21 protein-coding genes are annotated in these 24800 nt (G+C 67.2%); 12 read left to right on the plus strand and 9 right to left on the minus strand.

Annotated features, from left to right (window positions below; all coding sequences use genetic code 11):
• The first annotated feature begins 4 nt into the window (after nt 1-4).
• From PV768_RS00215 to PV768_RS00230, 4 genes are all read left to right on the plus strand, one after another.
• Nucleotides 5-649: a Maf family protein gene (locus PV768_RS00215; RefSeq protein WP_421091932.1), complete on the plus strand. Its 645-nt coding sequence runs from the start codon at nt 5-7 to the stop codon at nt 647-649.
• A 154-nt stretch (nt 650-803) separates the two neighbouring features.
• On the plus strand, nt 804-2615 hold the full coding sequence (locus tag PV768_RS00220) for an acetyl/propionyl/methylcrotonyl-CoA carboxylase subunit alpha (RefSeq protein ID WP_421091933.1): 1812 nt from the start codon (nt 804-806) through the stop codon (nt 2613-2615).
• A gap of 15 nt (nt 2616-2630) precedes the next feature.
• Nucleotides 2631-3068 carry a YybH family protein gene (locus PV768_RS00225; RefSeq protein ID WP_104997279.1) on the plus strand — a complete coding sequence of 146 codons (438 nt, stop codon included), beginning with the start codon at nt 2631-2633 and terminating at the stop codon, nt 3066-3068.
• A gap of 41 nt (nt 3069-3109) precedes the next feature.
• A complete protein-coding gene (locus PV768_RS00230; protein ID WP_421091934.1) occupies nt 3110-3841 on the plus strand; it encodes a glutamine amidotransferase in 732 nt (243 codons plus the stop codon).
• Nucleotides 3842-3898: 57 nt separating this feature from the next.
• On the opposite strand, the gene PV768_RS00235 is transcribed toward PV768_RS00230, so the two are convergent.
• Nucleotides 3899-5311, minus strand: a complete 1413-nt coding sequence (locus tag PV768_RS00235; protein ID WP_421091935.1) for an MFS transporter — start codon at nt 5309-5311, stop codon at nt 3899-3901.
• A 276-nt stretch (nt 5312-5587) separates the two neighbouring features.
• Here PV768_RS00235 and PV768_RS00240 point away from each other — a divergent pair, with 276 nt between their 5' ends.
• Genes PV768_RS00240 through PV768_RS00250 form a run of 3 tightly spaced genes read left to right on the plus strand, consistent with a single transcriptional unit; the run spans nt 5588 to nt 10843 of the window.
• Entirely contained in the window at nt 5588-7048 is a 1461-nt protein-coding gene (locus PV768_RS00240; protein ID WP_321215772.1) for an MFS transporter, read from the plus strand.
• A 1-nt stretch (nt 7049) separates the two neighbouring features.
• A complete protein-coding gene (locus tag PV768_RS00245) occupies nt 7050-9284 on the plus strand; it encodes a molybdopterin oxidoreductase family protein (RefSeq protein ID WP_421091936.1) in 2235 nt (744 codons plus the stop codon).
• Nucleotides 9281-10843 carry an FAD-dependent oxidoreductase gene (locus PV768_RS00250; RefSeq protein WP_321215770.1) on the plus strand — a complete coding sequence of 521 codons (1563 nt, stop codon included), beginning with the start codon at nt 9281-9283 and terminating at the stop codon, nt 10841-10843. Before PV768_RS00245 ends, PV768_RS00250 begins: the two co-directional genes overlap by 4 nt.
• A 34-nt stretch (nt 10844-10877) precedes the next feature.
• Here the strand turns inward: PV768_RS00250 and PV768_RS00255 are convergent, their stop codons facing one another.
• From PV768_RS00255 to PV768_RS00285, 7 genes are all read right to left on the minus strand, one after another.
• Entirely contained in the window at nt 10878-11423 is a 546-nt protein-coding gene (locus PV768_RS00255; protein ID WP_157238686.1) for a flavodoxin domain-containing protein, read from the minus strand.
• Nucleotides 11424-11535: 112 nt separating this feature from the next.
• Complete coding sequence (locus tag PV768_RS00260) at nt 11536-11721, minus strand: PspC domain-containing protein (protein WP_321215769.1); 186 nt, start codon at nt 11719-11721, stop codon at nt 11536-11538.
• A 58-nt stretch (nt 11722-11779) separates the two neighbouring features.
• Entirely contained in the window at nt 11780-12151 is a 372-nt protein-coding gene (locus tag PV768_RS00265; RefSeq protein ID WP_421091937.1) for a hypothetical protein, read from the minus strand.
• A gap of 9 nt (nt 12152-12160) precedes the next feature.
• Nucleotides 12161-13765 (minus strand): radical SAM protein, encoded by a 1605-nt coding sequence (locus tag PV768_RS00270; RefSeq protein ID WP_157238689.1) that lies wholly within the window; start codon nt 13763-13765, stop codon nt 12161-12163.
• A gap of 1 nt (nt 13766) precedes the next feature.
• Nucleotides 13767-14123, minus strand: a complete 357-nt coding sequence (locus PV768_RS00275; RefSeq protein ID WP_157238690.1) for a hypothetical protein — start codon at nt 14121-14123, stop codon at nt 13767-13769.
• Nucleotides 14120-14878: a prolipoprotein diacylglyceryl transferase gene (locus tag PV768_RS00280; RefSeq protein WP_421091938.1), complete on the minus strand. Its 759-nt coding sequence runs from the start codon at nt 14876-14878 to the stop codon at nt 14120-14122. Before PV768_RS00280 ends, PV768_RS00275 begins: the two co-directional genes overlap by 4 nt.
• A 59-nt stretch (nt 14879-14937) precedes the next feature.
• Complete coding sequence (locus PV768_RS00285; protein WP_321215766.1) at nt 14938-16353, minus strand: NAD(P)H-quinone dehydrogenase; 1416 nt, start codon at nt 16351-16353, stop codon at nt 14938-14940.
• A gap of 130 nt (nt 16354-16483) precedes the next feature.
• On the opposite strand from PV768_RS00285, the gene PV768_RS00290 reads away from it, so the two are divergent.
• Both PV768_RS00290 and PV768_RS00295 read left to right on the plus strand, forming a co-directional pair.
• On the plus strand, nt 16484-17302 hold the full coding sequence (locus tag PV768_RS00290; protein WP_321215765.1) for a purine-nucleoside phosphorylase: 819 nt from the start codon (nt 16484-16486) through the stop codon (nt 17300-17302).
• Nucleotides 17303-17386: 84 nt separating this feature from the next.
• Nucleotides 17387-19147, plus strand: a complete 1761-nt coding sequence (locus tag PV768_RS00295) for a phospho-sugar mutase (RefSeq protein WP_421091939.1) — start codon at nt 17387-17389, stop codon at nt 19145-19147.
• A gap of 6 nt (nt 19148-19153) precedes the next feature.
• On the opposite strand, the gene nirD is transcribed toward PV768_RS00295, so the two are convergent.
• The gene (gene nirD / locus PV768_RS00300) at nt 19154-19537 is read right to left on the minus strand and encodes a nitrite reductase small subunit NirD (RefSeq protein ID WP_157238693.1); all 384 of its coding nucleotides are present in this window, start codon (nt 19535-19537) and stop codon (nt 19154-19156) included.
• Nucleotides 19538-19811: 274 nt separating this feature from the next.
• On the opposite strand from nirD, the gene nirB reads away from it, so the two are divergent.
• Genes nirB through PV768_RS00315 form a run of 3 tightly spaced genes read left to right on the plus strand, consistent with a single transcriptional unit; the run spans nt 19812 to nt 24669 of the window.
• Complete coding sequence (gene nirB, locus PV768_RS00305; RefSeq protein ID WP_321215762.1) at nt 19812-22457, plus strand: nitrite reductase large subunit NirB; 2646 nt, start codon at nt 19812-19814, stop codon at nt 22455-22457.
• A 2-nt stretch (nt 22458-22459) separates the two neighbouring features.
• Nucleotides 22460-23494: a uroporphyrinogen-III C-methyltransferase gene (gene cobA / locus PV768_RS00310; RefSeq protein ID WP_421091940.1), complete on the plus strand. Its 1035-nt coding sequence runs from the start codon at nt 22460-22462 to the stop codon at nt 23492-23494.
• Between the two features lie 14 nt (nt 23495-23508).
• Nucleotides 23509-24669, plus strand: a complete 1161-nt coding sequence (locus tag PV768_RS00315; RefSeq protein WP_157238695.1) for a uroporphyrinogen-III synthase — start codon at nt 23509-23511, stop codon at nt 24667-24669.
• Nucleotides 24670-24800: the final 131 nt, after the last annotated feature.

A 24800-nucleotide genomic window follows, 5' to 3' on the forward strand; every position in this document is an offset into this window, starting at 1 on the left:
AATGGTGCCCCGCCTGATTCTCGCTTCCCAGTCGCCCGCCCGCACCAAACTCCTGGCCGAGGCCGGCATCCGCCACACCGTCCTGGTCTCGGACGTGGACGAGGACGCCGTCCAGGCCCGGTACGGCGTTACCGACCCCCATGACACCGCGCTGCTGCTTGCCCGGGCAAAGGCCGAAGCCGTGGCCGCCCTGCCGGAAGCAGAAGGGGCGCTGGTCCTTGGCTGCGATTCCGTCTTCGAATTCGACGGCGAGGCGCACGGCAAGCCGTACACCGCCGCCGTGGCCCGTGAGCGCATGCTGCGGATGAGCGGCAACACGGGGGTGCTGCACACGGGCCACTGGCTGGTGGACTGCCGGGACACCGATCCGGACGACGGCGGCGGGGAACAGGGTTCGGGCGCCACTTTGGGGACGGTTGCCTCCGCCGCGGTCTCCTTCCTGGAGATGGAACCGGCCGAGATCGATGCCTACATCGCCACCGGCGAGCCGCTGCACTGCGCCGGGTCCTTCACCATCGACGGCCTGGGCGGGGCGTTCATCCGGAAGGTCGACGGCGACCCGCACACCGTCGTCGGGCTTTCCGTCTCCACCCTCCGGGACCTGCTGGCCTCGGCGAACGTGCGCATCACCGACCTCTGGCCCGCTTGAGCGGAGCCCCGCCCGGCGCGGTAAAAGCGCCGCATTTCGTAGCGTCTTGTAGCTTCCCTACAAAGGCTGGAGCGTTTACACGCGGATTCCGCAAGTAATATCGGCGGAACCCTCAAAACCGCGCTAGGCTCCCTGAAGGAAAGAAGGAGACGCCTTGTCAGCAAATTTGGAGCAGTCCGCAGGAACCACGCAGTCGACCCTCACGAAGGTGCTGATCGCCAACCGCGGTGAAATTGCCGTCCGCATCATCCGCGCCGCACGTGATGAAGGCATCGCCTCCGTGGCGGTCTACGCGGACCCGGACCGTGACGCCCTGCACGTCCGCCTCGCTGACGAGGCCTACGCCCTGGGCGGGAACACCGCGGCCGAGTCCTACCTGGTGATGGACAAGATCATCGACGCCGCCCTCCAGTCCGGCGCCGACGCCATCCACCCCGGCTACGGCTTCCTTGCCGAAAACGCCGAATTCGCCGCGCGCGTGATCGACGCCGGCATCACGTGGATCGGCCCGTCGCCGGAAGCCATCTCTGCCCTCGGCGACAAGGTCCAGGCCCGGCACATCGCCGAAAAAGTGGGCGCCCCCCAGGTTCCCGGCACCGCCGACCCCGTGCAGTCCGCCGAGGAGATCCTGGACTTCGTGGACCAGTACGGCCTGCCGGTGGCCATCAAGGCCGCCTTCGGTGGCGGCGGCCGCGGCATCAAGGTGGCCCGGACCAGGGAAGAAATCCCCGAACTGTACGAATCGGCTGTCCGTGAAGCCACCGCCGCCTTCGGCCGCGGCGAATGCTTCATCGAGCGCTTCCTGGACGCCCCCCGGCACGTGGAAACCCAGTGCCTGGCGGACGCCCACGGCAACGTCGTGGTGGTCTCCACCCGCGACTGCTCCCTGCAGCGCCGCAACCAGAAACTGGTGGAGGAAGCCCCCGCCCCGTTCCTGACCGAGGACCAGAACCGGCGCCTCTACGAATCCTCCAAGGCCATCCTCAAGGAAGCCGGCTACCTGGGCGCCGGCACCTGCGAATTCCTCGTGGGGCAGGACGGCACCATCTCCTTCCTGGAAGTCAACACCCGCCTGCAGGTGGAGCACTGCGTTTCCGAGGAAGTCACCGGCATCGACCTGGTGCGCGAGCAGTTCCGGCTGGCACGTGGCGAAGAGCTCGGCTACGGCGACCCCGAGGTGCGCGGCCACTCCATCGAATTCCGCATCACGGGTGAGGACCCGGGCCGGAACTTCATGCCGGCTCCCGGCACCGTGCGCGTGCTGAAGAATCCCACTGGCCCCGGAGTCCGGATCGACTCGGGCATCGAACAGGGTGACGAGATCAGCGGCAACTTCGACTCCATGCTCTCCAAGCTGATCGTGACGGGCGCCAGCCGGCCACAGGCCCTGCAGCGGGCCCGCCGCGCCCTGGAGGAGATGGTGGTGGAGGGCATTCCCACCGTCATCCCGTTCGACCTCGCGGTGGTTTCCGATCCCGCATTCGCCCCGGCCGAGGGCCCGTTCAAGATCCACACCCGGTGGATCGAGACAGAGTTCGTCAACAACCTTCCGGCCTGGACGCCCGACGGAGTTGCTGACACCGACGGCGCGGAAGAGCGCCGGCGCGTGGTGGTGGAAGTGGGCGGCAAGCGGCTCGAGGTGGTCCTGCCCGCCTCCCTCGGTTCCCTGGGAACGGGCGGGGCGGCAACGGCAGCCAAGCCCGCCAAATCGAAGAAGCGCTCACGCTCCGGCGGCCCGGCTGTCGCCACCGGCAACGCCCTCACCTCCCCCATGCAGGGCACCATCGTGAAGGTCGCCGTCGCGAACGGCGACCTTGTGACCGAGGGAGACCTGGTGGTGGTCCTCGAGGCGATGAAGATGGAGCAGCCGCTGACCGCGCACCGCTCGGGAACCATCATCGGGCTCCAGGCATCATCCGGCGAAACAGTTTCTGCCGGCGCTGTCATTGCCATCATCGAAGACTAAGCGCCGGAGGCACCCATGCTCGCACCCAGCTTCCAGGAAGAAGTGGACCGCTACCACCTTGCCGTCCCCGAAATCACCCAGGGCAACCCCGGCCCCATCAAGGAGCTCTATTCGCGGCTCGACGACGTCACCCTGGCCAACCCGTTCGGCGGGATAGCCCGCGGCTGGGCACAAGTGGAGGCCAGGCTGGACCAGGCTGCCCGGCAGTTCCAGGACGGACAGATGCTCGGGTTCGACACCATCTCGTCCTACACCGCCCGGGACACCGCCTACCTCGTGGAGACCGAACATTTCCGGGCACGCCTGGACGGTGCTGCCGCCGCGGAGGAGTTCGCACTCCGGGTCACCAGTATTTTCCGGCGCGAGGAAGGCTACTGGAAGCTCGTGCACCGGCACGCGGACCCCGCCGCGCGGCCGCAGTCGCGCCGCTCCCTCACCCAGCCTGCCAGCTGATATTGGCTGACAGACCGGTCTCCAACCGGCACACTTAGCAGATGTTGCCTTTCCTGCTCCTGGCCTCGCGGGCGGAGGATGCTGCCGCCGAGGACGAGTACGCCGCCTACCTCCGGTACGGCGGGCTGGAGCCGCGGGAGCTGCGGAGGGTGCGCCTGGAAGCTGCGCCGCTGCCCAGCCTGGACCTTTCCAGCTACTCGGGCGTGATTGTGGGCGGCAGCCCCTTCACCTCGAGCGATCTCCCGGAAACGAAATCCTCCGTTCAGCACCGGGTGGAGCGCGAGCTCGCAGGACTGCTGGACGAACTGGTGGCCCGCGACTTCCCGTTCCTGGGGGCATGCTACGGGGTGGGGACGCTGGGGCGGCACCAGGGCGCCGTGATCGACAGGACCTACGGCGAACCCCTGGGCGGGGTGGAGATCGAGCTGACGGAGGCCGGGCTTGAGGACCCCTTACTGGAGGGACTCTCCCCGACATTTACGGCGTTCACCGGCCATAAGGAGGCCTGCACCGTCCTGCCGCCGCATGCGGTCCTGCTGGCCCGCTCCGCGGCCTGCCCGGTGCACATGTTCCGGGTCCGGGAAAACCTGTATGCCACGCAGTTCCATCCGGAGCTGGACGCTGAAGGCCTGTGCACCCGGATCGACATTTACCGGCACGCGGGGTATTTTCCGCCGGAGTCGGCCGAGGAGCTGATGGAGAGCGCCCGGCAGTTCACTGCCACCGAACCCATGAAGATCCTGCGGAACTTCGTGTCCCGCTACGCCCGGTAGGCATGAAAATGCCCGGCAGGCCGCAGGGCCATACCGGGCATCTCCATCAGGACCGGGTCAGGCCACGTTGTTCTCGTAGTCCAGGTCGCGGGTCTCCTTGCTCACAAACAGGGCAATGAGGGTCAGGACGGCCATGGAGGTCAGGTAGATGCCCACCAGGACCGGGCTGCCGTCCGCCATTTCCCACAGCGCCACGGCGATGAACGGGGCCACCGCTGCACCCAGGATGCTGGAGAAGTTGTAGCTGACGGCTGAACCCGTGTACCGGACGTTCGTGGGGAACAGTTCGGGCAGCAGTGCACCCATCGGCCCGAACGTCAGGCCCATCAGGGAGAAGCCGATCACCAGCAGCGCCATGGTGCCAATGAAGCCGCCGCTGAACAGCGGGACGAACAGCAGGCCGAAGACGAAGATGCCGCCGGTGACGGCCAGGAGCATCTTGCGGCGGCCGTACTTCTCGGCCAGCGGTCCGGAGACCAGCGTGAAAATGCCGAAGAAGACGACGCCGGCAATCAGCATCCACAGGAAGTCGTTGCGGGTGTAGCCCAGGCCTGGGACGAACGCGGCGGCGGCCGCTTCCGACATAGGCTTGCCGGCCTTTTCAGCCGCGGCCCTGGCGGCCTCGAGGCTGGCGGGGCGGGTGCCGAAGGTCAGGGTGAAGGTGGTCATCAGGTAGAAGAGCACGTAGGTGGCGAGCATGATGAACGTACCCAGGATGAGCTGGCGCCAGCTGGTCTTGAACACCCGGCCCAGCGGCAGTTTGGCGACCTCGTTGGACTCGATCACCTTGGTGAAGGCGGGGGTTTCGATCAGCTTGAGCCGGACGTACAGGCCGATGATGACCATGACGGCACTGAGCAGGAAGGGAACGCGCCAGCCCCAGGCCTGGAAGTCGGCCGGGGAGAGTGCGTAGCTGAACACCAGGAAGATCACGTTGGCGATGATGAAGCCGATGGGGGCGCCCAGCTGGGGGAAGGTGCCGTAGATGGCCCGCTTGTTCGCGGGCGCATTCTCGGTGGCCAGGAGCGCAGCGCCGCTCCATTCACCACCCAGGGCCAGGCCCTGGGCGAAGCGCATGACCACCAGCAGCGCGGGGGCCCAGAACGCCCAGCCCGGAACCAGGGCGGTGGGCAGGCAGCCGATGAGGAAGGTGGCAATACCCATGGTGAGCAGGGATGCCACCAGCGTGCCCTTGCGGCCGAACTTGTCGCCGAAGTGGCCAAAGACGATCGAGCCGAGCGGGCGGGCCACGAAGGCCACACCGAATACCGCGAAGGAGCTCAGGAGCTGGGTTGTTTCGTTCTGGTTGGGGAAGAACAGCTGCGGAAAGACGAGCACCGCGGCCGTGGCGTAGACGTAGAAGTCGTAGAACTCGACCGTGGTGCCGATCAGGCTGGCTACGATCACGCGGCCCCGGGAGTTCACGGGCTGCGGGGATCCGGGCACCGTGGAGGTTTCGGTGGATGACATAGGTAAACGCTTTCGTGAGAACCGTCCGGAGGCAGCAGTCGTGCTCCGGGTCGAAATAGTTAGAGTCCAATATTAGTTCCCGCGTTCCAGTGAATGGACAAAAGGTCCAGCATGCGGACAGATGCAGTCTGTCTCATTTTTGGCCATTAACCCTCGCCTAACAGCGGCCCCTGGCCGCCGATAGGCAAATGTCACAGCGCGTTAACAAACATCGTCGGTCCGTGAAACGCGGCTTCTTTACCTTGGAGGAACAACATCCCCCGAAGGAGGTACACCGTGACTGTTGATCGCACCGCTGATGCCGGCACCGGCAATTCCCTTGACCTCGACGTACAAGGTTCCGCAGCCGCCAGCGCACAGCCCGGCACCACCCGCACCACAGACTCCCCCGCCCTTGAATTCCGCCCCGGCCGCTGGATCGCCAACTGGGATGCCGAGAACAAGGAGCAGTGGGAAACCGCCGGCCGCACCATTGCCCGCCGCAACCTCAACTGGTCCATCTTCGCCGAATTCCTCGGCTTCGTCGTATGGCAGCTCTGGTCCATCGTTGTGGTCCAGCTGCCCGCAGCAGGCTTCACGTTCTCCACCTCCGAGATTTTCTGGCTCATCTCCATGCCCAGCCTGGTGGGCGCAACCCTCCGCATCCCCTACACCTTCATGGTTCCCCGCTTCGGCGGCCGCAACTGGACCATCGTGTCCGCCCTGCTGCTCCTGATCCCCGCCATCGGCCTCGGACTCTGCGTGTCCAACCCGGAAACCCCCTTCGGCGTCATGCTCCTCGTGGCAGCCCTGGCCGGCTTCGGCGGCGGCAACTTTGCCAGCTCCATGGCCAACATCACGTTCTTCTACCCCGCCCGTGAAAAGGGCTGGGCACTGGGCCTGAACGCTGCGGGCGGCAACATGGGTGCCGCCGTGGCACAGCTCGCCGTCCCGATTGTGATCACCATGCTCGCCGTCGGCAGCGTCAACCTCCCCATGGCCGGCTGGATGTGGGTCCCCTTCATCCTGATCGCCGCGTTCGGCGCCTTCAAATACATGGACAACCTCACCAGCGCCAAGGGTGACGTGGCCGGTTCGATCGCAGCGCTGAAGGAACCGCACTTGTGGATCATGGCACTGCTGTACATCGGCACCTTCGGTTCGTTCATCGGATTCGCCGGTGTCTTCCCCAAGCTCATCAAGGACTACTTCCCGGCCTTCTCCTCGATCGGAGTGGGGACCGTGGCACTGTCCCTCGCGTTCCTCGGCCCGCTGGTGGGTTCCCTGGCCCGGCCCTACGGCGGACGGATGGCTGACCGGATGGGCGGCGCCCGCATGACCATCGCGGCATTCGCTTCCATGGCCGTGATCACCCTGACCATGATCTGGACCCTGCCGCTGAAGAACTTCTGGCTCTTCCTGGCGCTCTTCCTGATGCTCTTCACCGCCAGCGGCTTTGGAAACGGCGCCACGTACCGGATGATCCCGGTCATCTTCGCCACCTCCAGCCGGGCAGCAAAGAACGGCGCCAGCTCCGTAGCCACCCAGCGCCTGGCCTCCTCGGCCCTTGGCCTCATCTCGGCCATCGGCGCCTACGGCGGATTCGTGATCCCCCAGGTATTGAACGCATCGAACTCCGCCAGCGGCTCCTACACATCCGCTTTCTACGGCTTCGTCGGAGCGTATGTCCTGATGCTGGTTGTCTGCTGGGCCTGCTACATCCGCAACGCCAACCGAAATGCGATGGGACACGTCTAACATGACCACAAGCGCCGACACGCACTGCCCTTACTGCGCCCTGCAGTGCGCCATGACGCTCACGTCTCCAACGGGCCTGGCCCCGGCTTCCCAGCCGGGGCCAGTCCCCGTGTCCGCACCACCCGCAGCGGAACATGAAGCGCCCCAGGCGCCCACCAACGTTCCGCTCACAGTCCAGGGACGGGATTTCCCCACCAACCGCGGCGGCCTCTGCCGCAAGGGCTGGACGTCCCCCAGCCTCCTGAACCACGCCGGCCGGATCACCGAGCCGCTGCTGAAAGGCCCCGACGGCGTCCACCGCCCCATCAGCTGGGAGCAGGCCCTGGACCTTGCAGTCGCCGCGGTGAAGGATGCCCGCGCACGCCACGGGGCGGACGCCGTCGGCGTTTTCGGCGGCGGTGGCCTGACCAACGAAAAGGCCTACATGCTGGGCAAGTTCGCCCGGCTTGCCCTGGGCACGTCGAGGATCGATTACAACGGCCGCTTCTGCATGTCCTCCGCCGCGGCTGCCGGTATGCGGGCCTTCGGCGTCGACCGCGGCCTGCCGTTCCCGCTGGAGTCCCTGGACACCGCCAGCACCATTTTGATGCTGGGCTCGAATGTGGCCGAGACCATGCCGCCCTTTGTGCAGCACCTCAAGGGAACGCGCGACGCCGGCGGGCTGATCGTGGTTGATCCCCGCCGCTCCGCCACAGCTGCCTTCACGGCCGACGGCGGAGGCCTCCACCTCCAGCCCCTGCCGGGCACCGACCTGGCCCTCCTGCTGGGCATCTCCCACGTGGTCATCCACGAGAACCTGGTGGACACTTCCTACCTGGAGGAACGCACCTCCGGCTACAGCGCCGTAGCCCGCAGCGTCAACTCCTTCTGGCCCGAACGCGTCCAGTCCCTCACCGGCGTCCCGGCCGAACTCATTCGGGAAACAGCCCGCCGGCTCGCCGCCGGGACCCGCCAGGGCGGCAGCTACATCCTCACCGGCCGCGGCGTGGAACAGCACGTGGACGGCACCGATACTGCAACCGCGGCCATCAACCTGAGCCTCCTGCTGGGCCTGCCCGGTTCCGCCCGCAGCGGCTACGGCACCCTCACCGGCCAGGGCAACGGCCAGGGCGGCCGCGAACATGGCCAGAAGGCGGACCAGCTCCCCGGCTACCGCAAGATCACCGACCCCGCCGCCCGCGCCCATGTAGCCGGCGTCTGGGGCGTTCCCGAGGAACTTATTCCCGGCCCCGGCCTGCCCGCCGTCCAGCTGCTTCAGTCACTGGGAAAGCCCGACGGCGTCCGTTGCCTTTTCGTCCACGCCTCCAATATCGCCGTGGCTTCCCCCGACGCGAACGCGGTGATCCAGGGGCTCCGCAGCCTGGACTTCCTGATGGTCTGCGACTTCTTTATGTCCGAGACCGCAGTCGAGGCGGACCTCATCCTCCCGGTGCTCCAGTGGGCGGAGGAGGAAGGCACCCTGACCAACCTCGAAGGGCGGGTGCTGCGCCGCCGCCGCGCCCTTGCGCCCCCGCCGGGTGCCCGCAGCGAACTCTGGATCATGGCGCGGCTGGCCGAGGCCCTGGACGCACCGTCCACCTACAGCGAAGACCCCGAAACCGTCTTCGAGGAACTCCGCCTGGCCTCCGCCGGCGGGCTGGCCGACTACTCGGGCATCGACTACGCCATGCTGGACCGCGGGGAGGCCGCCTACTGGCCCTACCCCGCCGGCAGCACCGGCACGCCGCGCCTGTTCCAGGACGCTTTCGCGCACGCTGACGGCAAAGCCGTGATGGTCCCGGTGACGCCGCGCCGCCGTCGTACTCCTGCTGCGCCCCCTGCAGGGGATGGCATAGCTGCCAAGACCATGACACTGATCACGGGCCGCCTCCTGGAGCACTACCAGTCCGGCGCGCAGACCCGACGGGTGCCGGAACTGCTGGCAGCGCAGCCGGAGGCACAGGTGCAGATCCATCCGGCAGCCGCAGCATCGATGGGCATCACCGAAGGCGCGCTCGTGTCGGTGGCCAACGAGCGCGGCGAAGTGGTGTGCCGGGCCCAACTCAGCAACGCCATCCGTCCCGAGACGGTCTTCCTGCCCTTCCACTTCCCCGAACTGGAGAGCGCCAACCGCCTCACCGAGGCGGCCACGGACCCCATCTCCGGGATGCCCGAATTCAAATTCAACACCGTGTGGGTCCGGCCCGTGGCCGTTCCCCTCTCCACCAACGTGCTTCAAACGACGGAGGCCTCATGAGCGAGCAGATTGTCATTGTGGGATTCGGCCCGGTGGCGGCCCGGCTGGTGGACGAACTCCTGCCCGCGGTCCGCACCGGCCTGGCCACCCTGATTGTGGTGGGCGAGGAAGCTGAAGCAGCCTACAACCGGGTTCTCGTCGCCGACCTCGGCGTTGGACGCACCACGGCCGATGCCCTGGCACTCTCCGACGCGGACGCCCTGGCCGGCGACGGTGTGGATGTCCGCCTCGGCCTCCGCGTCCGCAGGGTGGACCGGGCCCGGCAGCAGGTCATCCTCTCCGACGGCGCAGCAGTCCACTACGACCGCCTGGTCTTTGCCACCGGCTCACGCCCGGTCATTCCCAACCTCACCGGCATCAACCCGGACCCCACCCACCCTGTCCTTCCGGCCGGCGTCACCGCGCTGCGCGACCTGCGTGACGCCGACGTGCTGCGCCAGGCAGTGGAGGGCGGCAAGCGGGTAGTCGTCCTGGGCGGCGGCGTCCTGGGCCTGGAGACGGCCCTGGCCGCGGCCGAAGAAGGCGCCACCGTCACCGTGGTCCACAACGGGCCCCACCCCCTGGGACGCAACATCGACCGCGGCGGCGGCGCCGTCCTGGCTGCCAGCCTGCGCCGCTGCGGCGTCCGGATGGCCGGCAATGCCCGCTCCACCGGGGTGGAGCACAACGCTCCCGACGGCGGTTTCTCCGCTTTGCTGCTTGATGACGGGTCAGCGATCGACGGCGACCTCCTGGTGCTGTCCTGCGGCGTCCGTCCCCGAACGGAGCTGGCCGAGGGCTGCGGGCTTTCCACGTCCGCAGGAATCCTGGTGGACCACAAGCTCCGCGCCCACCACGAGCCGCACATCTTCGCCATCGGCGACTGCGCGGAGGTGCGCTGCCCGGACCCTGGCTGCGCATCCTGCCGCAATGCCAAAGGACCGTCTGGCCTGGTGGGGCCGGGCTGGCGCCAGGCCGAATGGCTGGCCGAATACCTGGCCCTCCTGGCCGCAGGCACGCCGGAGCAAGCCGAAGTCCTGCCGGAACTGCCTGCGGAGCAGGCCGGCGTCATCGTCCTGAAGGCACGCGGCATGAACATGGCCGTGGCCGGGGACAACGCTGCCGAGCCGTGGGACGAGGAAGCACTGTCCGCCGGTGCCGTGGACGGGCGCCCGCGCCTCCAGGTTGCCCAGTGGGCGGATCCGGAGCACGGCCGCTACGTGAAGATGACGACCCGCGGCGGCGTTCTTGAAGGGCTGGTGGCTGTGGGCATGCCACGCACCGCCGCCGAGCTTGTGGGGCTGTTCGAACGCAGCGCCGAACTGCCGGCAGACCGGTCCCTGCTGCTGCGCCTTGACGGCCCGGACCAGCTGCCCGGCACGGGTCCCGCCGATCCCGCCGGCACCGTATGCCGGTGCGCGGGCGTCAGCGGAGCCGCCATCCAGGGCGCAGTTGAGGAAGGCTGCTCCACGGTGGCAGACGTGTCCAAGGCAACCCGTGCGGGCACTGGCTGCGGCGGCTGCCACGAGGACATCAAGGGGCTCATCGAAAAACACTTCCAGGCGGTTCCGGCCGCCTGAATTTGGGCCTTGTGGTTGAGGTTCTCCAGCCGCCCTAGGAGGGGTTTGCCGGACGCGCCAGCCGGGCCAGGAAATCCTCCGTGAAGTGCTTTACGCCGTCCCATTCGGTATAGATGTAGTCGCGGGAGGTGTCGAGGTCCTGGGAGCCCTTGTCCTTGACGATCTTCTTCATCAGCTGGCGCTTCAGGAAGTTGTACCGCGTGTACAGGAGCGCACCGCCGAACATTGCCACGTGCCGGGGATGCCAGCCGGTCTCCTCCTCGAACTGCTTTACCTGGCTTTCCGCGTTGGCTTCGTCCCCGTGGGCGGCCAGGCTGACCGAAACCAGGGCGGAGGGCACCTGGTCTAGTTCCGTGCGGTTTTCGCGGACGAAGTCGGCAACAAAGCCCTCGTGCTTGCCCATATGCACCGATGCCGCCACGATGACGCCGTCCTGCCCGTCCGGAAGCCTGCCCGTGTTGTGCTTGAGGTCCACCGTTTCGGCCTGGTGCCCGTGGGCCCGGATGACGTCCGCGATGTACTCGGCTATGTGGGCTGTCTGCCCTTCAATGCTGCCGTAGGGAATATAGATCTTAGCCATGCTCAACTGTGCGTGCAGGGCGCAGCGGAAGACTAGGGCACAACGTCCCAGCGGCGCGGACCGGTCCGCAGGCCTTCCGGCCCGGGACCCGGCCCCCGGCCAGCATGTGTGGTTACGCCGGTTCCTTGGGAATGATGATCCACAGCACGATGTAGGCGAGTTCGCCTACCCCCACCAGCCCAAAGATCACGAAGCCCAGCCGGACCAGGAATTTCGGGAGTCCAAAGCGGGCTGCCAGGGCTGCGCAGACGCCGCCAATCATCTTGCCGCGGCGCGGCCTCACAAGTGCTGTTGTCATTGCTGGTACCTAACCTTTCATACCGGTTGATTCATTGCTGCCGAATATGTGCGCATGGTCAAGGGCCAAGGAAACCGGCCACCAGGGCATAAATTCCCCAGAGCCCGGCCCCGAGCAGGGCTCCCAGATACGTCAGTACCAGCCTGGTGTCCTGAAGATAGCAGTTTGACTTCTTGAGGCCATTGCGCCGGGCTTTCCAGTAGCCGGCGAACCCGATGGTTGCGAACACCGTCAGCGCTGCGGGGCCGGCCACCCAGCCGAGCAGGGCGATAGTGGCGAAAATGCACAGGCGCAGCGGATCGTACGGTGCCGTGGGCTGGTTGTCATGGCCTGCGCCGCTGCGGGACGGGTGCGGGGCCCTCCCGGACGCCACAAGCTCCGACGGCAGTGCCCCCGCTGCAATGCGCCCGGCATCCGAGGCAGAGCTCATCATTCCTCCTTAAACCTGGCGGACCGGGAGAAGCTGTTGGCCAGTGGCCGTGCTCATCCGCTGCACCGCCAGGGCTGGCCATGCCTGGACTGCGCAGAAAGGAGCGCACTGGTGGTCACCGGTGTCGCTCTTGGTTCCCACGTGCACGCAGCACTGGGTGAGCCGTTCCTCGATCATGGTGGACATATCCATGAACGGTTTCACCATGATCCTGGTGACCCGCTCTGCGAGGAGCCGGCGCAGCCGCTGTTGCTGGCCCGGAAGCTTGCCGGCGGCAAGCGTGGTGAGAGTACCGATGCCAAGGTCGCACTGGGTGCAGATGTTTTTCCAAAGATCGGCTGTCCGCGGATGGGAAAGGGAAGACTGCTCGCTGAGCAGGTCGAGAAGCGAAGACTTCATGAGGCTGCGCAGTTCAAGCGGGACTGCGCTGTCGGCGATACGGTTGGCAATGCTGTCAGGATGCAGCTCGAGCCATGCCAGCAGTTGGTCATGCCCGATCAGGGCAGCGAGCGATCGCCACGTTCCGGAATCGTCCTTCAGCATGTACCCGACGGACGCGCAGTGCGGATGCGAGCACGGCAGGGCTGTCAGGTCGTGCCAGGAAACTACGCCGTTGGTTTGCTCCGCGAGCCTTTGGAGTACGCCCGTATGCGTGAGCCGGTCCATGGGGTCGATGCCGTGCCCGCGTCCTGAACCAAACACCGGTTGCAATGCGACTCCACCGACAAACGGGGTCTCCAAGGCGCGCATGACGACGGCGCCGACCTCGCCGTCGTTGACGCCGAGGGTTGCCGTCATGGTCAGCGTGGTGAAGACGCCCGCCTCGGAGAGGCGTGAGATCGCTGCGTCCTTGAAGCGCGTCAGGTCACCGCCGCGGTGGTGGACCGAGGCCTCCTTCGACGGCCCGTCGTACTGGAGGTAGACCTCCACACGGTCCCGGTGCCTGGCCAGCAGCGAGAGCAACTCATCGTCGGTGGCGAGCAGCATGCCGTTGCTGTTCACCATGATCCGGACAATCGGCCGCGCAACCAGCTCCGCCAGCAGTTCGGCTAGCTGCGGGTAGAGCGTCGGTTCCCCGCCGGACAGCATCAGCACATCCAGGCGCCCATTCTCACGGGAAAGCCGGGTGTCAACGTTCGCCAGCACCTGGTCCAGGGGCGCGACGCCCTGTAGCTGCGGGCCCGATGCTGTGAAGCAGGTGGGGCAGCGCAAATTGCAGTGCTCGATGATGTCCTGCAGGAGGATGCAGGTGTGCTGCGTCTGCATTGCCGGAAGCCCGTAGGCATACGCCTCGGGTATCTGGCGGTAATTACCGGCCTGGTCAGGGATGTGCTGCTTGGTCGGCGCCTGCCACTTCTCCAGGTAGCGCAGGATTTCCGGAGACTCGTCGTACAAGGTGCTGACCAGCCCGTGGTCCGGGCAGCCGCGTTCCAGCCACACCCGGTCATCCCGGATCAGCAGCGCGCCGGAGAGCCGCCGCACCTGTGCGAGCGGTCGATTCGTTTCGTGGCAATAGGGACAGAATGCTGTGACGTACCGGTGGATCCGGTCGCCGCGCAGCGGTTGGCCGGGGCCGGGCAGGGTCCGTGCTGGGGACGCAGAGGACGGGTTCATCTCAGGCTCGCATCCGCGCGAGGGCTCCAACGCAGATCCCGCCGCCGAGCAGGGTGAAGATCCCCAGGCCAATAAGCAGCCCCGCACCCAGCCGGGACGTGCGGGGCTGGACTGCAAGCACAACGGCCAGCCCCAGGTAGGCTGCCACTGGTATTAATGCGGCGGGCCCCGCGAGGAAGGTCTTATACCCTTCATCCGGAGCAATGCCACTCGTTGTCCCGAAATAGAGGGCATAAAGGGCAGCAGCCCCCACCAGGATTCCGAGCCCCATGGAACCTCGCCTTGGTTCGGCGGGCGGCTCCTCACGCCCGGGCGGTGGGGGCGGGTTCCGCGGAACGTCGGGGTTGTCCTCGCTCATGCCATTTTTCCTTCCAACTTCGGGCGGAGTGGTTTCCCGAATACCCGCAGCATCCGCCAGGACAGCAGGGGGAGAATCACCAGGAGGAACCATTGGGGACGGCTCATCCCCAGCCAAAGCACCTCGTTGCCGCGCACGAATTCGGCCCCGAACCGGAACAGGGCGTAGGAAGTCACGTAGCAGATGAAGAGGTCGCCAGGGCGGGGCAAGCTGTCCCGATAACGCCACATTGCCGCAAACGCCACAAGATGGAAGGCAATTTCATAGGCAAAGGATGGATGAAGTCCCACTTCGGCCGGCCCGCCGAGCACCGCAGCCTGCGCCGGGGTGAGGGCTATCCCCCAGGCTCCCCCGGTCGGGGTGCCGGGCAGTTCGGTCAGGAGGCAGCCGACGCGGCCGATGACCAGCGCCACGGCCACCGCGGGGGCCAGCAGGTCACCGGTCTTCTCCCGGTACCCGGTCAGCCGTTTGCCGAGGAGGACACCAAGCCAAGCGCCCACAAGGCCAGCCAGGATACTGCGGTCGCCGTTGCCCCACCAGTCTGCAAGGGAAACCTGACGGGAAATATCCCAGGTGAGCACCCTGGAACCAACGGCCCCGAAGGCTACTGCGAAACCGGCAATGGGCCACAGCCGTGGATCGGACAGGCCGCGGCGGCGCTTTTCATAGGCGTAGAACAGCAGGGCTGCGAGGATTCCCAGCCCGACGAAGCCGGCATGCACCAGCCCGTTTCCCGTGAAGGGAAGCCCAACCATGAGCAGAGTGTAGCAATGGGGCGCAACCCGGCAGGGGACTTTGGGCCCTTACCTATGGACTACAGATGCACGTGCAGGCGCCGCGCCGCTTCCGAGATCGATCCGCTCAGGGATGGGTAGACGGTAAAGGTGCTGGCGACGTCGTCAACGTGCAGCTTCTGCTTCACCGCGATGGAGATCGGGAAGATCAATTCGGACGCGTTCGGTCCCACCACCACCCCGCCAATGACGGTGCCTGAGCCTTTGCGGGCGAAGATTTTCACGAAGCCGTCCCGGTGGTTGCGCATCTTGGCGCGGGCGTTGCTGCGCAGCGAGAGCTTGATGACGTCGCCCTGGTACTTGCCGGAATCGATCTCGGCCTCGGAAACCCCAACATTGGCAATTTCCGGCGAGGTGAAGATGTTGGACGCCACCTGGTGCAGCTTGAGCGGGGTAACGGTGTCGCCCATGAAGTGGGCCACCGCAATGCGCCCCTGCATTGCCGCGACGGAGGCCAGCGGGAGCACGCCGGTGCAGTCGCCTGCGGCGTAGATGTTGGGCGCGGAGGTGCGTGAAACGCCGTCGACTTTAATATGGCCGCTCTCGCTGAGCGCCACTCCGGCCTCCTCGAGGCCGATTCCGGCCGTGTTGGGGATGGAGCCCAGGCACAGCAGGCAGTGGCTGCCGGTGACCTTGGACCCGTCGCTGAGGGTGACCAGCACGCCGTCGTCCGTCCGTTCCACGCTCTCGGCGCGGGAACGGGACAGGACGCGGACGCCGCGGCGCTCGAACACTTCCTCCAGCACCACTGCAGCATCCACATCGGACCCGGGAAGCACGCGGTCACGGCTCGAAATCAGCGTCACCTTGGACCCCAGGCCGTTGTACGCGGAGGCGAATTCTGCGCCGGTGACACCGGAACCCACCACGATCAGTTCCTCGGGCAGTTCATCGAGGTCGTAGATCTGCGTCCAGTTGAGGATCCGCTCGCCGTCCGGCCTGGCCGTGGCAAGCTCGCGCGGGTGGGCACCCACGGCGAGCAGGATCGTGTCCGCTTCAACTGTTTCGGTGCCCTCCGCTGTGAGGACCTCGATGGTGTGGTCGTCCAGCAGGCGGCCGGATCCGGCAAGGATCCGCACTCCCTGGTGCTCCAGGCCGTCATGGATGTCCTTGGACTGGCTGCGCGCGAGGTTCAGCAGCCGGTCGTTGATGTGCTTGAGGTCGGCGCGCATTACCGGGACAAAGTCGCCGCCGTCGACGTCGAATTTCACTCCCAGCTCGCCCGCCTCGCCCACGCGCGTCATGAGGTCCGCGGTGGCGATCAGGGTCTTGGACGGGACGACGTCGGTCAGCACTGCTGATCCGCCCAGCCCGGCCCGCTCGATGATGGTGACCTGCGCCCCGAGCGAGGCGGCCACCATGGCGGCTTCGTACCCGCCGGGACCACCTCCCAGGATTGCGATCCGGGGCGAGCTGAAATCTGGATGCGTAGTCACAATCCACCATTCTCCTGCAACTCCCCCGCACCGCCAAAGAAAACGGTCTCTCAGGACCTGGCAGGAAGGCGGACGGCAGTGCGGGCGGCCGGGGTGGGCGCCGGCGCAGGCGGCAGGATAGCTTGTACCAGTGAGTACAACTGACTTCCTGAACACCGATCCCTTCGCGGCCGCACATGCCGCCGCCGACTACATCGCCGAGGAAACAGGCGTGGACAGCCACGACGTCGCCCTCGTGCTCGGCTCCGGTTGGGCTGAGGCGGCCGACCTGATCGGCGAGACCACCGCGACCCTGTCCGCGGAAGAAGTTCCAGGCTTCCATGCTCCTGCCGTGGAGGGCCACGTGGGCACCATCCGCTCGGTGCTGACCAAGGGCGGCAAGAGGGCCCTGGTCCTGGGCGCAAGGACGCACTACTACGAGGGCAAGGGCGTGCGCGCGGTGGTGCACGGCATCCGCGCAGCCGCGGCGGCGGGCTGCAAAACCCTGGTGCTCACCAACGGCTGCGGCGGCCTGCAGGAACAGTGGACCCCGGGAACTCCCGTGCTGATCAGCGACCACATCAACCTCACCGCCGCCTCTCCGCTGGAGGGCGCCACCTTCGTGGACCTCACGGACCTTTACTCGGCGCGGATCCGCGGCCTGGCCAGGGAGGTTGACGCCTCCCTGGAGGAGGGCGTGTATGCGCAGTTCCCCGGCCCGCACTACGAGACGCCGGCCGAGGTGCAGTACGCCAAGCGCATCGGCGCGGACCTGGTGGGCATGTCCACGGCGCTGGAGGCCATCGCCGGGCGGCACGCAGGGATGGAAGTCTTCGGCATCTCGCTGGTCACCAACCTTGCCGCCGGCATCAGCCCCCGGCCCTTGAGCCACCAGGAAGTCATCGAGTCCGGACAGGCGGCGGGGCCGCGGATTTCCAAGCTGCTCGCCGAAATCATCGCCCGGCTCTGACGCGGGACAGCCCTGCGGTGAATTTTCCGCTTTTCCGCGGGAGGCGGCACGGCTTCGGCGGCCAATGACGATAGCGTTAGGCCCATGACGTCTTCCGATGCCGATTTCCGCCTGCTCAATGAAGCCCGCGAATGGGCTGCCCAAGACCCGGATCCCGTCACATCGGCTTCCCTCCTGGAACTCGTCCAGCTCGTCGACAACGGCGTCCCCGCCGCACGCCAGGAACTGGCGGACAGCTTCCGCGGCACACTGCAGTTCGGCACGGCGGGGCTCCGGGCCGCCCTGGGGCCGGGCCCGAACCGGATGAACCGGGTGGTGGTGCGGCGGGCCGCTGCCGGCCTCGCGGACTTCCTGCTCTCGGCGGTGGCCGAGGCCTCGCCGGGAACGCGGCCGCGCGCCGTCGTCGGCTACGACGCCCGCTACAACTCAGACATCTTCGCGGAAGAAACTGCCGCCATCTTCACGGCCGCCGGAATCGAGACCTTCCTGATGCCCGCTGCGCTGCCCACTCCCCTGCTGGCCTACGCGGTCCGGGCGCTGGAGTGCGACGGCGGCGTCATGGTGACCGCCAGCCACAATCCTCCCCAGGACAACGGCTACAAGGTGTACCTGGGCCGCCACGCCGTGGCGGACAGCGGCAACGGTGCCCAGATCGTGGCCCCCTACGATGCCGAGATCGCGGCCAGGATCAACGCCGTGGGGCCGCTGGAATCCATCACCCTGGCCCCTGCCGGCTGGACCCTCCTGGACAGCTCCATCGCGTCAGACTACGAACGGGCGACCGCCGGGCTGGCCCTGCCGGACCACTTCCCGGCCCGCGACCTGCGCATTGTCCTGACCCCCCTGCACGGCGTGGGCGGCGGGACCGCACTGGCAGTGCTGAACGCGGCAGGTTTCACGGACATCACGCTGGTGGCGGAACAGGCCGAGCCGGACCCGGACTTTCCCACTGTCAGCTTCCCGAATCCGGAAGAGCCCGGGGCACTTGACCTCGCGCTGGAGGCCGCTGAGCGGCAGGCCGCGGACATCGTGATCGCCAATGATCCGGATGCCGACCGGGCCGCCGTTGCGGCCAAGGACCCGGACACCGGGGCCTGGCGGATGCTCCGCGGGGACGAAGTGGGCGCGCTGCTTGGCGCGCACATAGCCGCCCGGCTTGCCGCGGGCGGAGGAAAGGACGACGGCGGCGCGGACGAGGGCGGCAAGGGCGTGTTCGCGAATTCGATCGTGTCCTCCAGGCTGCTGGCCCGCATCGCTGCGGCAGCCGGATACACCCACCAGGAAACCCTCACCGGTTTCAAGTGGATTTCCCGGGTTCCCGGGCTGGTGTACGGCTACGAGGAAGCGCTGGGATACTGCGTGGCCCCGGACCTGGTGCGGGACAAGGACGGCATTTCGGCTGCCCTCCTCATTGCCGAACTTGCCGCGGCCGCCAAGGCTGACGGCAAATCCGTCTTTGACACCCTGGACGAGCTCTACCTGCAGCACGGCCTGCACGCCAGCGACCAGCTCAGCATCAGGGTTGCGGACCTGGGGCTGCTGGACGCCATGATGAACCGGCTGAGGGTTTCCCCGCCGGAAACGTTCGGGTCATCCGCAGTTGAGGTTTATGCCGATCTTGCCGAGGGCAGCGACGGGCTTCCGCCCACTGACGGCCTCCTGTACGTAACCAGGAACCTCACCAGGGTGATCATCCGGCCCAGCGGCACCGAGCCCAAGCTCAAGTGCTACCTCGAGGTGATCCACCACGTGGGGTCCGCGGCCGAACTGCCCGCCGCCCGGCAGGCGGCGCGGGCCGCGCTGGACGAGGTGCTCCGCGACGTCAGCGAAGCCCTGGGGCTCTAGCCCCTGCTACAGCTCGATCTCCACGACTCCGCCTGCAATGCGGGTCCGGAATGTGGCAAGGCTCAGGTCCGGGCTGCTGAAGCATTCACCCGTTTCGAGGTCGTAGACCTCTTTGTGCAGCGGCGAAGCGATGGTGGGACGCTCGCCGCGTGAGCCCAGGATTCCGCGTGCCATGACATGGGCGCCCGTTGCAGGGTCCTCATGGGCCACCGCGAAAACCTCGTCGGCGCCGGTGCGGAAGAGTGCAACCTGGCGTCCCGCGATCAGGGCGGCTTCACCCCAGGCAACCTCCAAGTCGTCCACCCGGCAGACGGTGTGCCAGCCGGCAATGCCGGAGACAGCCTCATCCATGCCGGCTTCGAGTGCCCCAAGTTCCAGTGTTGCCGTCATGTCCGGCTCCTCTCCCTGTGCGTGTAGTCCTGCTCATTGGCCACCTCTGCGGCCGTGATCCACGCTAGGCCCGCGGTGTTTCAGAGGCATGCAGTGAATGTGTCCACAACGTAAAAGACACCTCACGCGGCCGGAAATGCGTTCGTGATGCAGAAGTTAAGTTGACGAAACAATTGGGAAACTGAAGCGAAACTGCGCCTCCCTAGTCTGAATGGACAGCTCGTCAGAGAAGGCTGCAGGAAAACTGCCTGCGGCCCATGCGAAAGGCCCATCAGTGACCGAACAGACTTCAAGCACAGAGACTCCGCGCCGCATCGTCGTCGCCGGCGGCGGCCCCGCGGCCCACCGTTTTGCGGACGCCATGCATGCCCGTGGCCTCGATGGCTGGCATGTCACGGTCCTCACTGAGGAAGCCCACCTCCCCTACGACCGGGTGGCCCTGTCCAAGGCCCTCACAGACAAAGACGTCGACCTGACGTTGGGGACGGCGGCCATGTGGGAGCACCCTTCCCTGGAACTCAGGACCGGCGAGCGTGTCGTCAAGATCAACGCCGAAGCCAAGAGCGTGGAAACCGCTGCCGGCAACACTTTCGAGTATGACGAACTGGTGGTTGCCACCGGTTCGAATGCTGCCCGCCTGCCCATCCCGGGCGCCGAACACACGCACGTCTACCGCACCCTCGAAGACGTGTGGGCCATCAACGAGGCCATCGCCGGGCTGAAGGAGAAGCTGGGCCGCAAGGTCAACGCCGTCACCATCGGCGGCGGGCTCCTGGGCCTCGAGTCCGCCGCCGGCACCGAGCAGCTGGGCGCCAACCCCATCGTCATCGACGGTTCGCAGTGGCTGATGGCCACACAGCTGGACGAAGGCGCGGGCCAGGCCATGGGCCGGCTCATCAAGGCCAAGGGCTTTGAGGTCCACGGCGGCGTGTTCCCGTCCGAGGTTCTCTCGGACGACGACGGGCAGGTCACCGGCGTCCTCATGGCGGACGGCCGCATCATCGACGCGGACATGGTCATTGTGGCCATCGGCGTCCGGCCCCGCGACGAACTCTTCCGCGCCGCCGAGGGCGAGGAACAGGTGTTCAGCCTGGGTCCCCGCGGCGGCGTGGTCATCAACGACTACTGCGAAACCGAAGTGCCGGGCATCTGGGCCATCGGCGAAGTGGCCAACTACGGCGGCATGTGCCTGGGCCTGGTCGCTCCGGCCAACACCATGGCGGAGATCGTGGCCGACCGCCTGCACGGCGGGGACGCCACCTTCCCGGGCTTCGACACCGCCACCAAGCTCAAGCTGTCCGGCGTGGACGTGGCCAGCTTCGGTGACGCGTTCGCCAAGACCGAGCACGCCCTCGAAATCGTTTATGCCGACCCGGCCCGCGGCGTGTACCAGAAGATCGTCACCACCGATGACGCCAAGACCCTGCTGGGCGGCATCTTCGTCGGCGACGCCACACCGTACATGAGCCTGCGTCCGCTGCTGGGCCGCGAACTTCCCGCCGAGCCCGGCGCCTTCCTCAGCGCGGCAGGCGGCGGCGACGCTCCCGAAACCGAACTGCCGGACGACGCAACCCTGTGCTCCTGCAACAATGTCACTGCCGGAAGCATCCGTGACGCCATCAACGGCTGCGGCGCCTGCGAGGGCAACGCCCCCGTCCAGGAACTGGGCGAACTGAAGGGCTGCACCCGCGCCGGCACCCAGTGCGGTTCCTGCGTGCCGATGCTCAAGAAGCTGCTGGAAACCGAGCTGACCAAGTCCGGCGTCGAGGTTTCCAAGGCACTCTGCGAGCACATCGAACTGTCCCGCCAGGAACTGTTCGATGCCATCCGCGTCCTGGAGCTGACCTCCTTCGAAGAGATCATGGCCAAGTACGGCACCGGCGCCGGCTGCGACATCTGCAAGCCGACCATCGCCAACATCCTGGCCAGCCAGAACAGCGCCTACGTCCTGGACGCCGGCCGCGGCACCCTGCAGGACACCAACGACCGCGCCCTGGCCAACATGCAGAAGGACGGCACCTACTCGGTGGTCCCCCGCATCGCCGGCGGCGAGATCACCCCCAAGAAGCTCGGTGTCATCGCGGCCGTCGCGGAGAAGTACAACCTGTACACCAAGATCACCGGCGGCCAGCGCATCGACATGTTCGGCGCCCGGCTCGAGCAGCTGCCGGAGATCTGGAAGGAACTGGTGGACGCCGGCTTCGAATCCGGCCAGGCGTACGGCAAGAGCCTGCGCACCGTGAAGTCCTGCGTCGGATCCACCTGGTGCAGGTTCGGCGTCCAGGACTCGGTGGCCATGGCCATCCAGCTGGAGTTGCGCTACCGCGGCCTCCGCAGCCCGCACAAGCTCAAGATGGGCGTCTCCGGCTGCGCCCGTGAATGTGCCGAGGCCCGCGGCAAGGACGTCGGCGTGATCGCCACCGCGGACGGCTGGAACCTGTACGTCGGCGGCAACGGCGGCGCCACTCCTGCCCACGCCCAGCTGCTGGCCAAGGACCTGGATGACGAGACGCTGATCAAGTACATCGACCGATACTTCATGTACTACATCCGCACCGCGGACAGGCTGCAGCGCACCGCACGCTGGCAGGAAGAGCTCGACGGCGGCATCAAGCACGTTGAGGACGTGGTGGTCAAAGACACCCTGGGCATCGCCGCGGACCTGGAAGCCGCCATGGCCAAGCACGTGGACACCTACATTGACGAATGGGCAGACACCCTCAAGGACCCCGAGCGCCTGCGCCGGTTCCGCTCCTTCGTCAACGCCCCCGACCAGAAAGACGACTCCATCACCTTCGTCCCGGACGAGCGCGGCCAGATGCGCCCCGCCACCCCGGAGGAAAAGGCGGCGGCCGCCCAGCAGCCAGTCCTGATCGGAGCCTCCATCCCCGTCCGGCCCAGCAACGGGAATGAGGCATAGGCATGCAGCTCAGCATTGATCTGACCGGCCGGGAAGTGCTGGTCACCGGCTCCGACCACGCTGCCCGCCAGGCCGTCCGCCGCTACGAAGCGGCCGGCGCCGTCGTCTACCGCCTCAGCACCCCCCAGGGGGCAAGCCATGACGGCCCGCTGCCCGAACGCCCCTTCCTGGTGGCGGCAGTCGACGACGGACAGCCCGGCTGGGAGGTCCTGCTGGAGCGGTGCCGCACCACCGGCATCCCGGTGGCAGCCGAACCGGCAGCCGGCCCAGCGGGCCACGTCACCCTGGTGGGCGGCGGACCCGGAACCACCGAACTCCTCACGGTCGCTGCGACCAAGGCCCTGCGTGACGCCGACGTCGTCTTCTATGACCGGCTGGCCCCGTACCAGGAGCTGCCGTCCATGACCTCGGCCGAACTGGTGGACGTCGGGAAGAAGCCCGGCCACCACAAGGTGAGCCAGGGGGACATCGAGAAGCTCATGGTGGAAAGTGCCCTGGCCGGCAACAACGTGGTCCGCCTCAAGGGCGGGGACCCCTACGTGTTCGGCCGCGGCGGCGAGGAAGTTGCCGCCTGCGTCGCCGCCGGCGTCAAGGTCCGCGTCATCTCCGGCGTCACCAGCGCGATCTCCGTCCCGGCCGCCGCCGGGATCCCGGTAACCCACCGCGAAGTCAGCCACATGTTCACCGTGGTCTCCGGCCACGCGCCGCTGACCGAAAAGGAGCACAAGCACCTGGCCGGGCTGGGCGGAACCATCGTCGTGCTGATGGGCATCGGAACCCTCCACCAGCTGGCTGCCGGCCTGCGCAGGGCGGGGATGCGCGCTGACATGCCCATGGCCGTCGTCGAACGCGGCTACCGCCCCGGCCAGCGCACCACCATCGCGGATCTTGGCACGATCACCTCGGCCGCTGCCGGATGCAGCAACCCTGCCGTGCTGGTCATCGGCGAGGTGGTTCGGGTGGCTGAGGCCAACCGCGGGCATGCCGAGGCCGCCGCCGACCTGGACAGGCTGGCGGCCTCGCTGCTGGGTTCATGAAAGGATTGACCCCCATGACTGCACTTGCACCGGCCGAAACACCGCAGGTCGAACAAAGGGCTGACGAAGCCCCGGACTCCGCCGAGTCGCCCCTGGAGGGCTTCCGCATCGGCGTGACCTCGGACCGCCGCTCCAGCGACCTCATCGAGGCCCTGGAACGCCGCGGCGCCGAAGTGCTGCACGCCCCCGCGTTGAAGATCGCCCCCGTGCAGGAGGACATGCGCCTCATCGAGGACACCAAGGCCATCATCGCCGCCAGGCCGGACCTCTGCATTGCCACCACCGCCTACGGGATGCGCCGCTGGTGCGAGGCAGCGGATTCCTTCGGGATCGGCGAGCAGCTGCTGGACGCCCTGGGTGCCTGCCGGATGTTCGTCCGTGGACCCAAAGCCCGCGGCGCCGTGCGCGCGGCCGGCCTTGCCGACGTCGGAATCAGCAGCGACGAAACCACCGCAACACTGGTGGACATGCTGCTCAAGGAGGGCGTCCGGGGCAAGACCGTCGCGGTGCAGCTGCACGGCTACACGGACGTGCGGCAGCTGGAGCGCCTGCGGATGTCCGGTGCGACGGTCCTGACGGTCACGCCCTACCGCTGGGTAAAGCCCGACGGCGAGGACCGGCTTCCGCGGCTCATTGAGGCTGCGTGCAGCGGCAACCTGGATGTCCTCACCTTCACCAGCGCGCCCGCCGTCGATGCCCTGTGGAGCACCGCCCACGAGATGGGCGTGTACAAGCAGCTGATCGAGAGCCTGAAGACAAACGTCACCACCGCCGTGGTGGGTCCGGTCACCGCGCAGCCGCTGCTGGATGCCGGCGTCACCCCGCTGATCCCGGAGCGCTTCCGGATGGGCGCCCTTATCCGCCTGGTGTGCGAGCACCTTGCCCTGAACCACGTGCGCCGCCTCGACACCCGGTCCGGGAACATCGAACTGCGCGGCCGCAGCCTCCGCATCAACGGCCAGCTCATCGAACTGGCGCCCGCTCCCCTGCTGCTCCTGCGTGCCCTGCTCGGAGCGGGCGGCGCCGTCCTGTCCCGCGAGTCGCTGTCCGACCTGCTGGAACTGCGCGGTTCCGTCCACGCGCTGGACATGACGGTCAGCCGGCTCCGTTCGTCCCTGCCCGACGGGCGGCTGGTGGAGACCGTGGTCAAGCGCGGCTACCGGATCCGCGTCTAGCCTGGCCGGAGCCGGGCGCTCATGTGTCAGCCGCGCACGCGGATGAGAGGCACGTCACGGGTTCTGTTACCGGCCGGTAAATACTGGCGAACACAGCCCTGATAAACAGCAACTGCGGGGAAACACCCCGG

Source organism: Pseudarthrobacter sp. CC4 (genome assembly GCF_048957775.1).
Classification (GTDB): domain Bacteria; phylum Actinomycetota; class Actinomycetes; order Actinomycetales; family Micrococcaceae; genus Arthrobacter.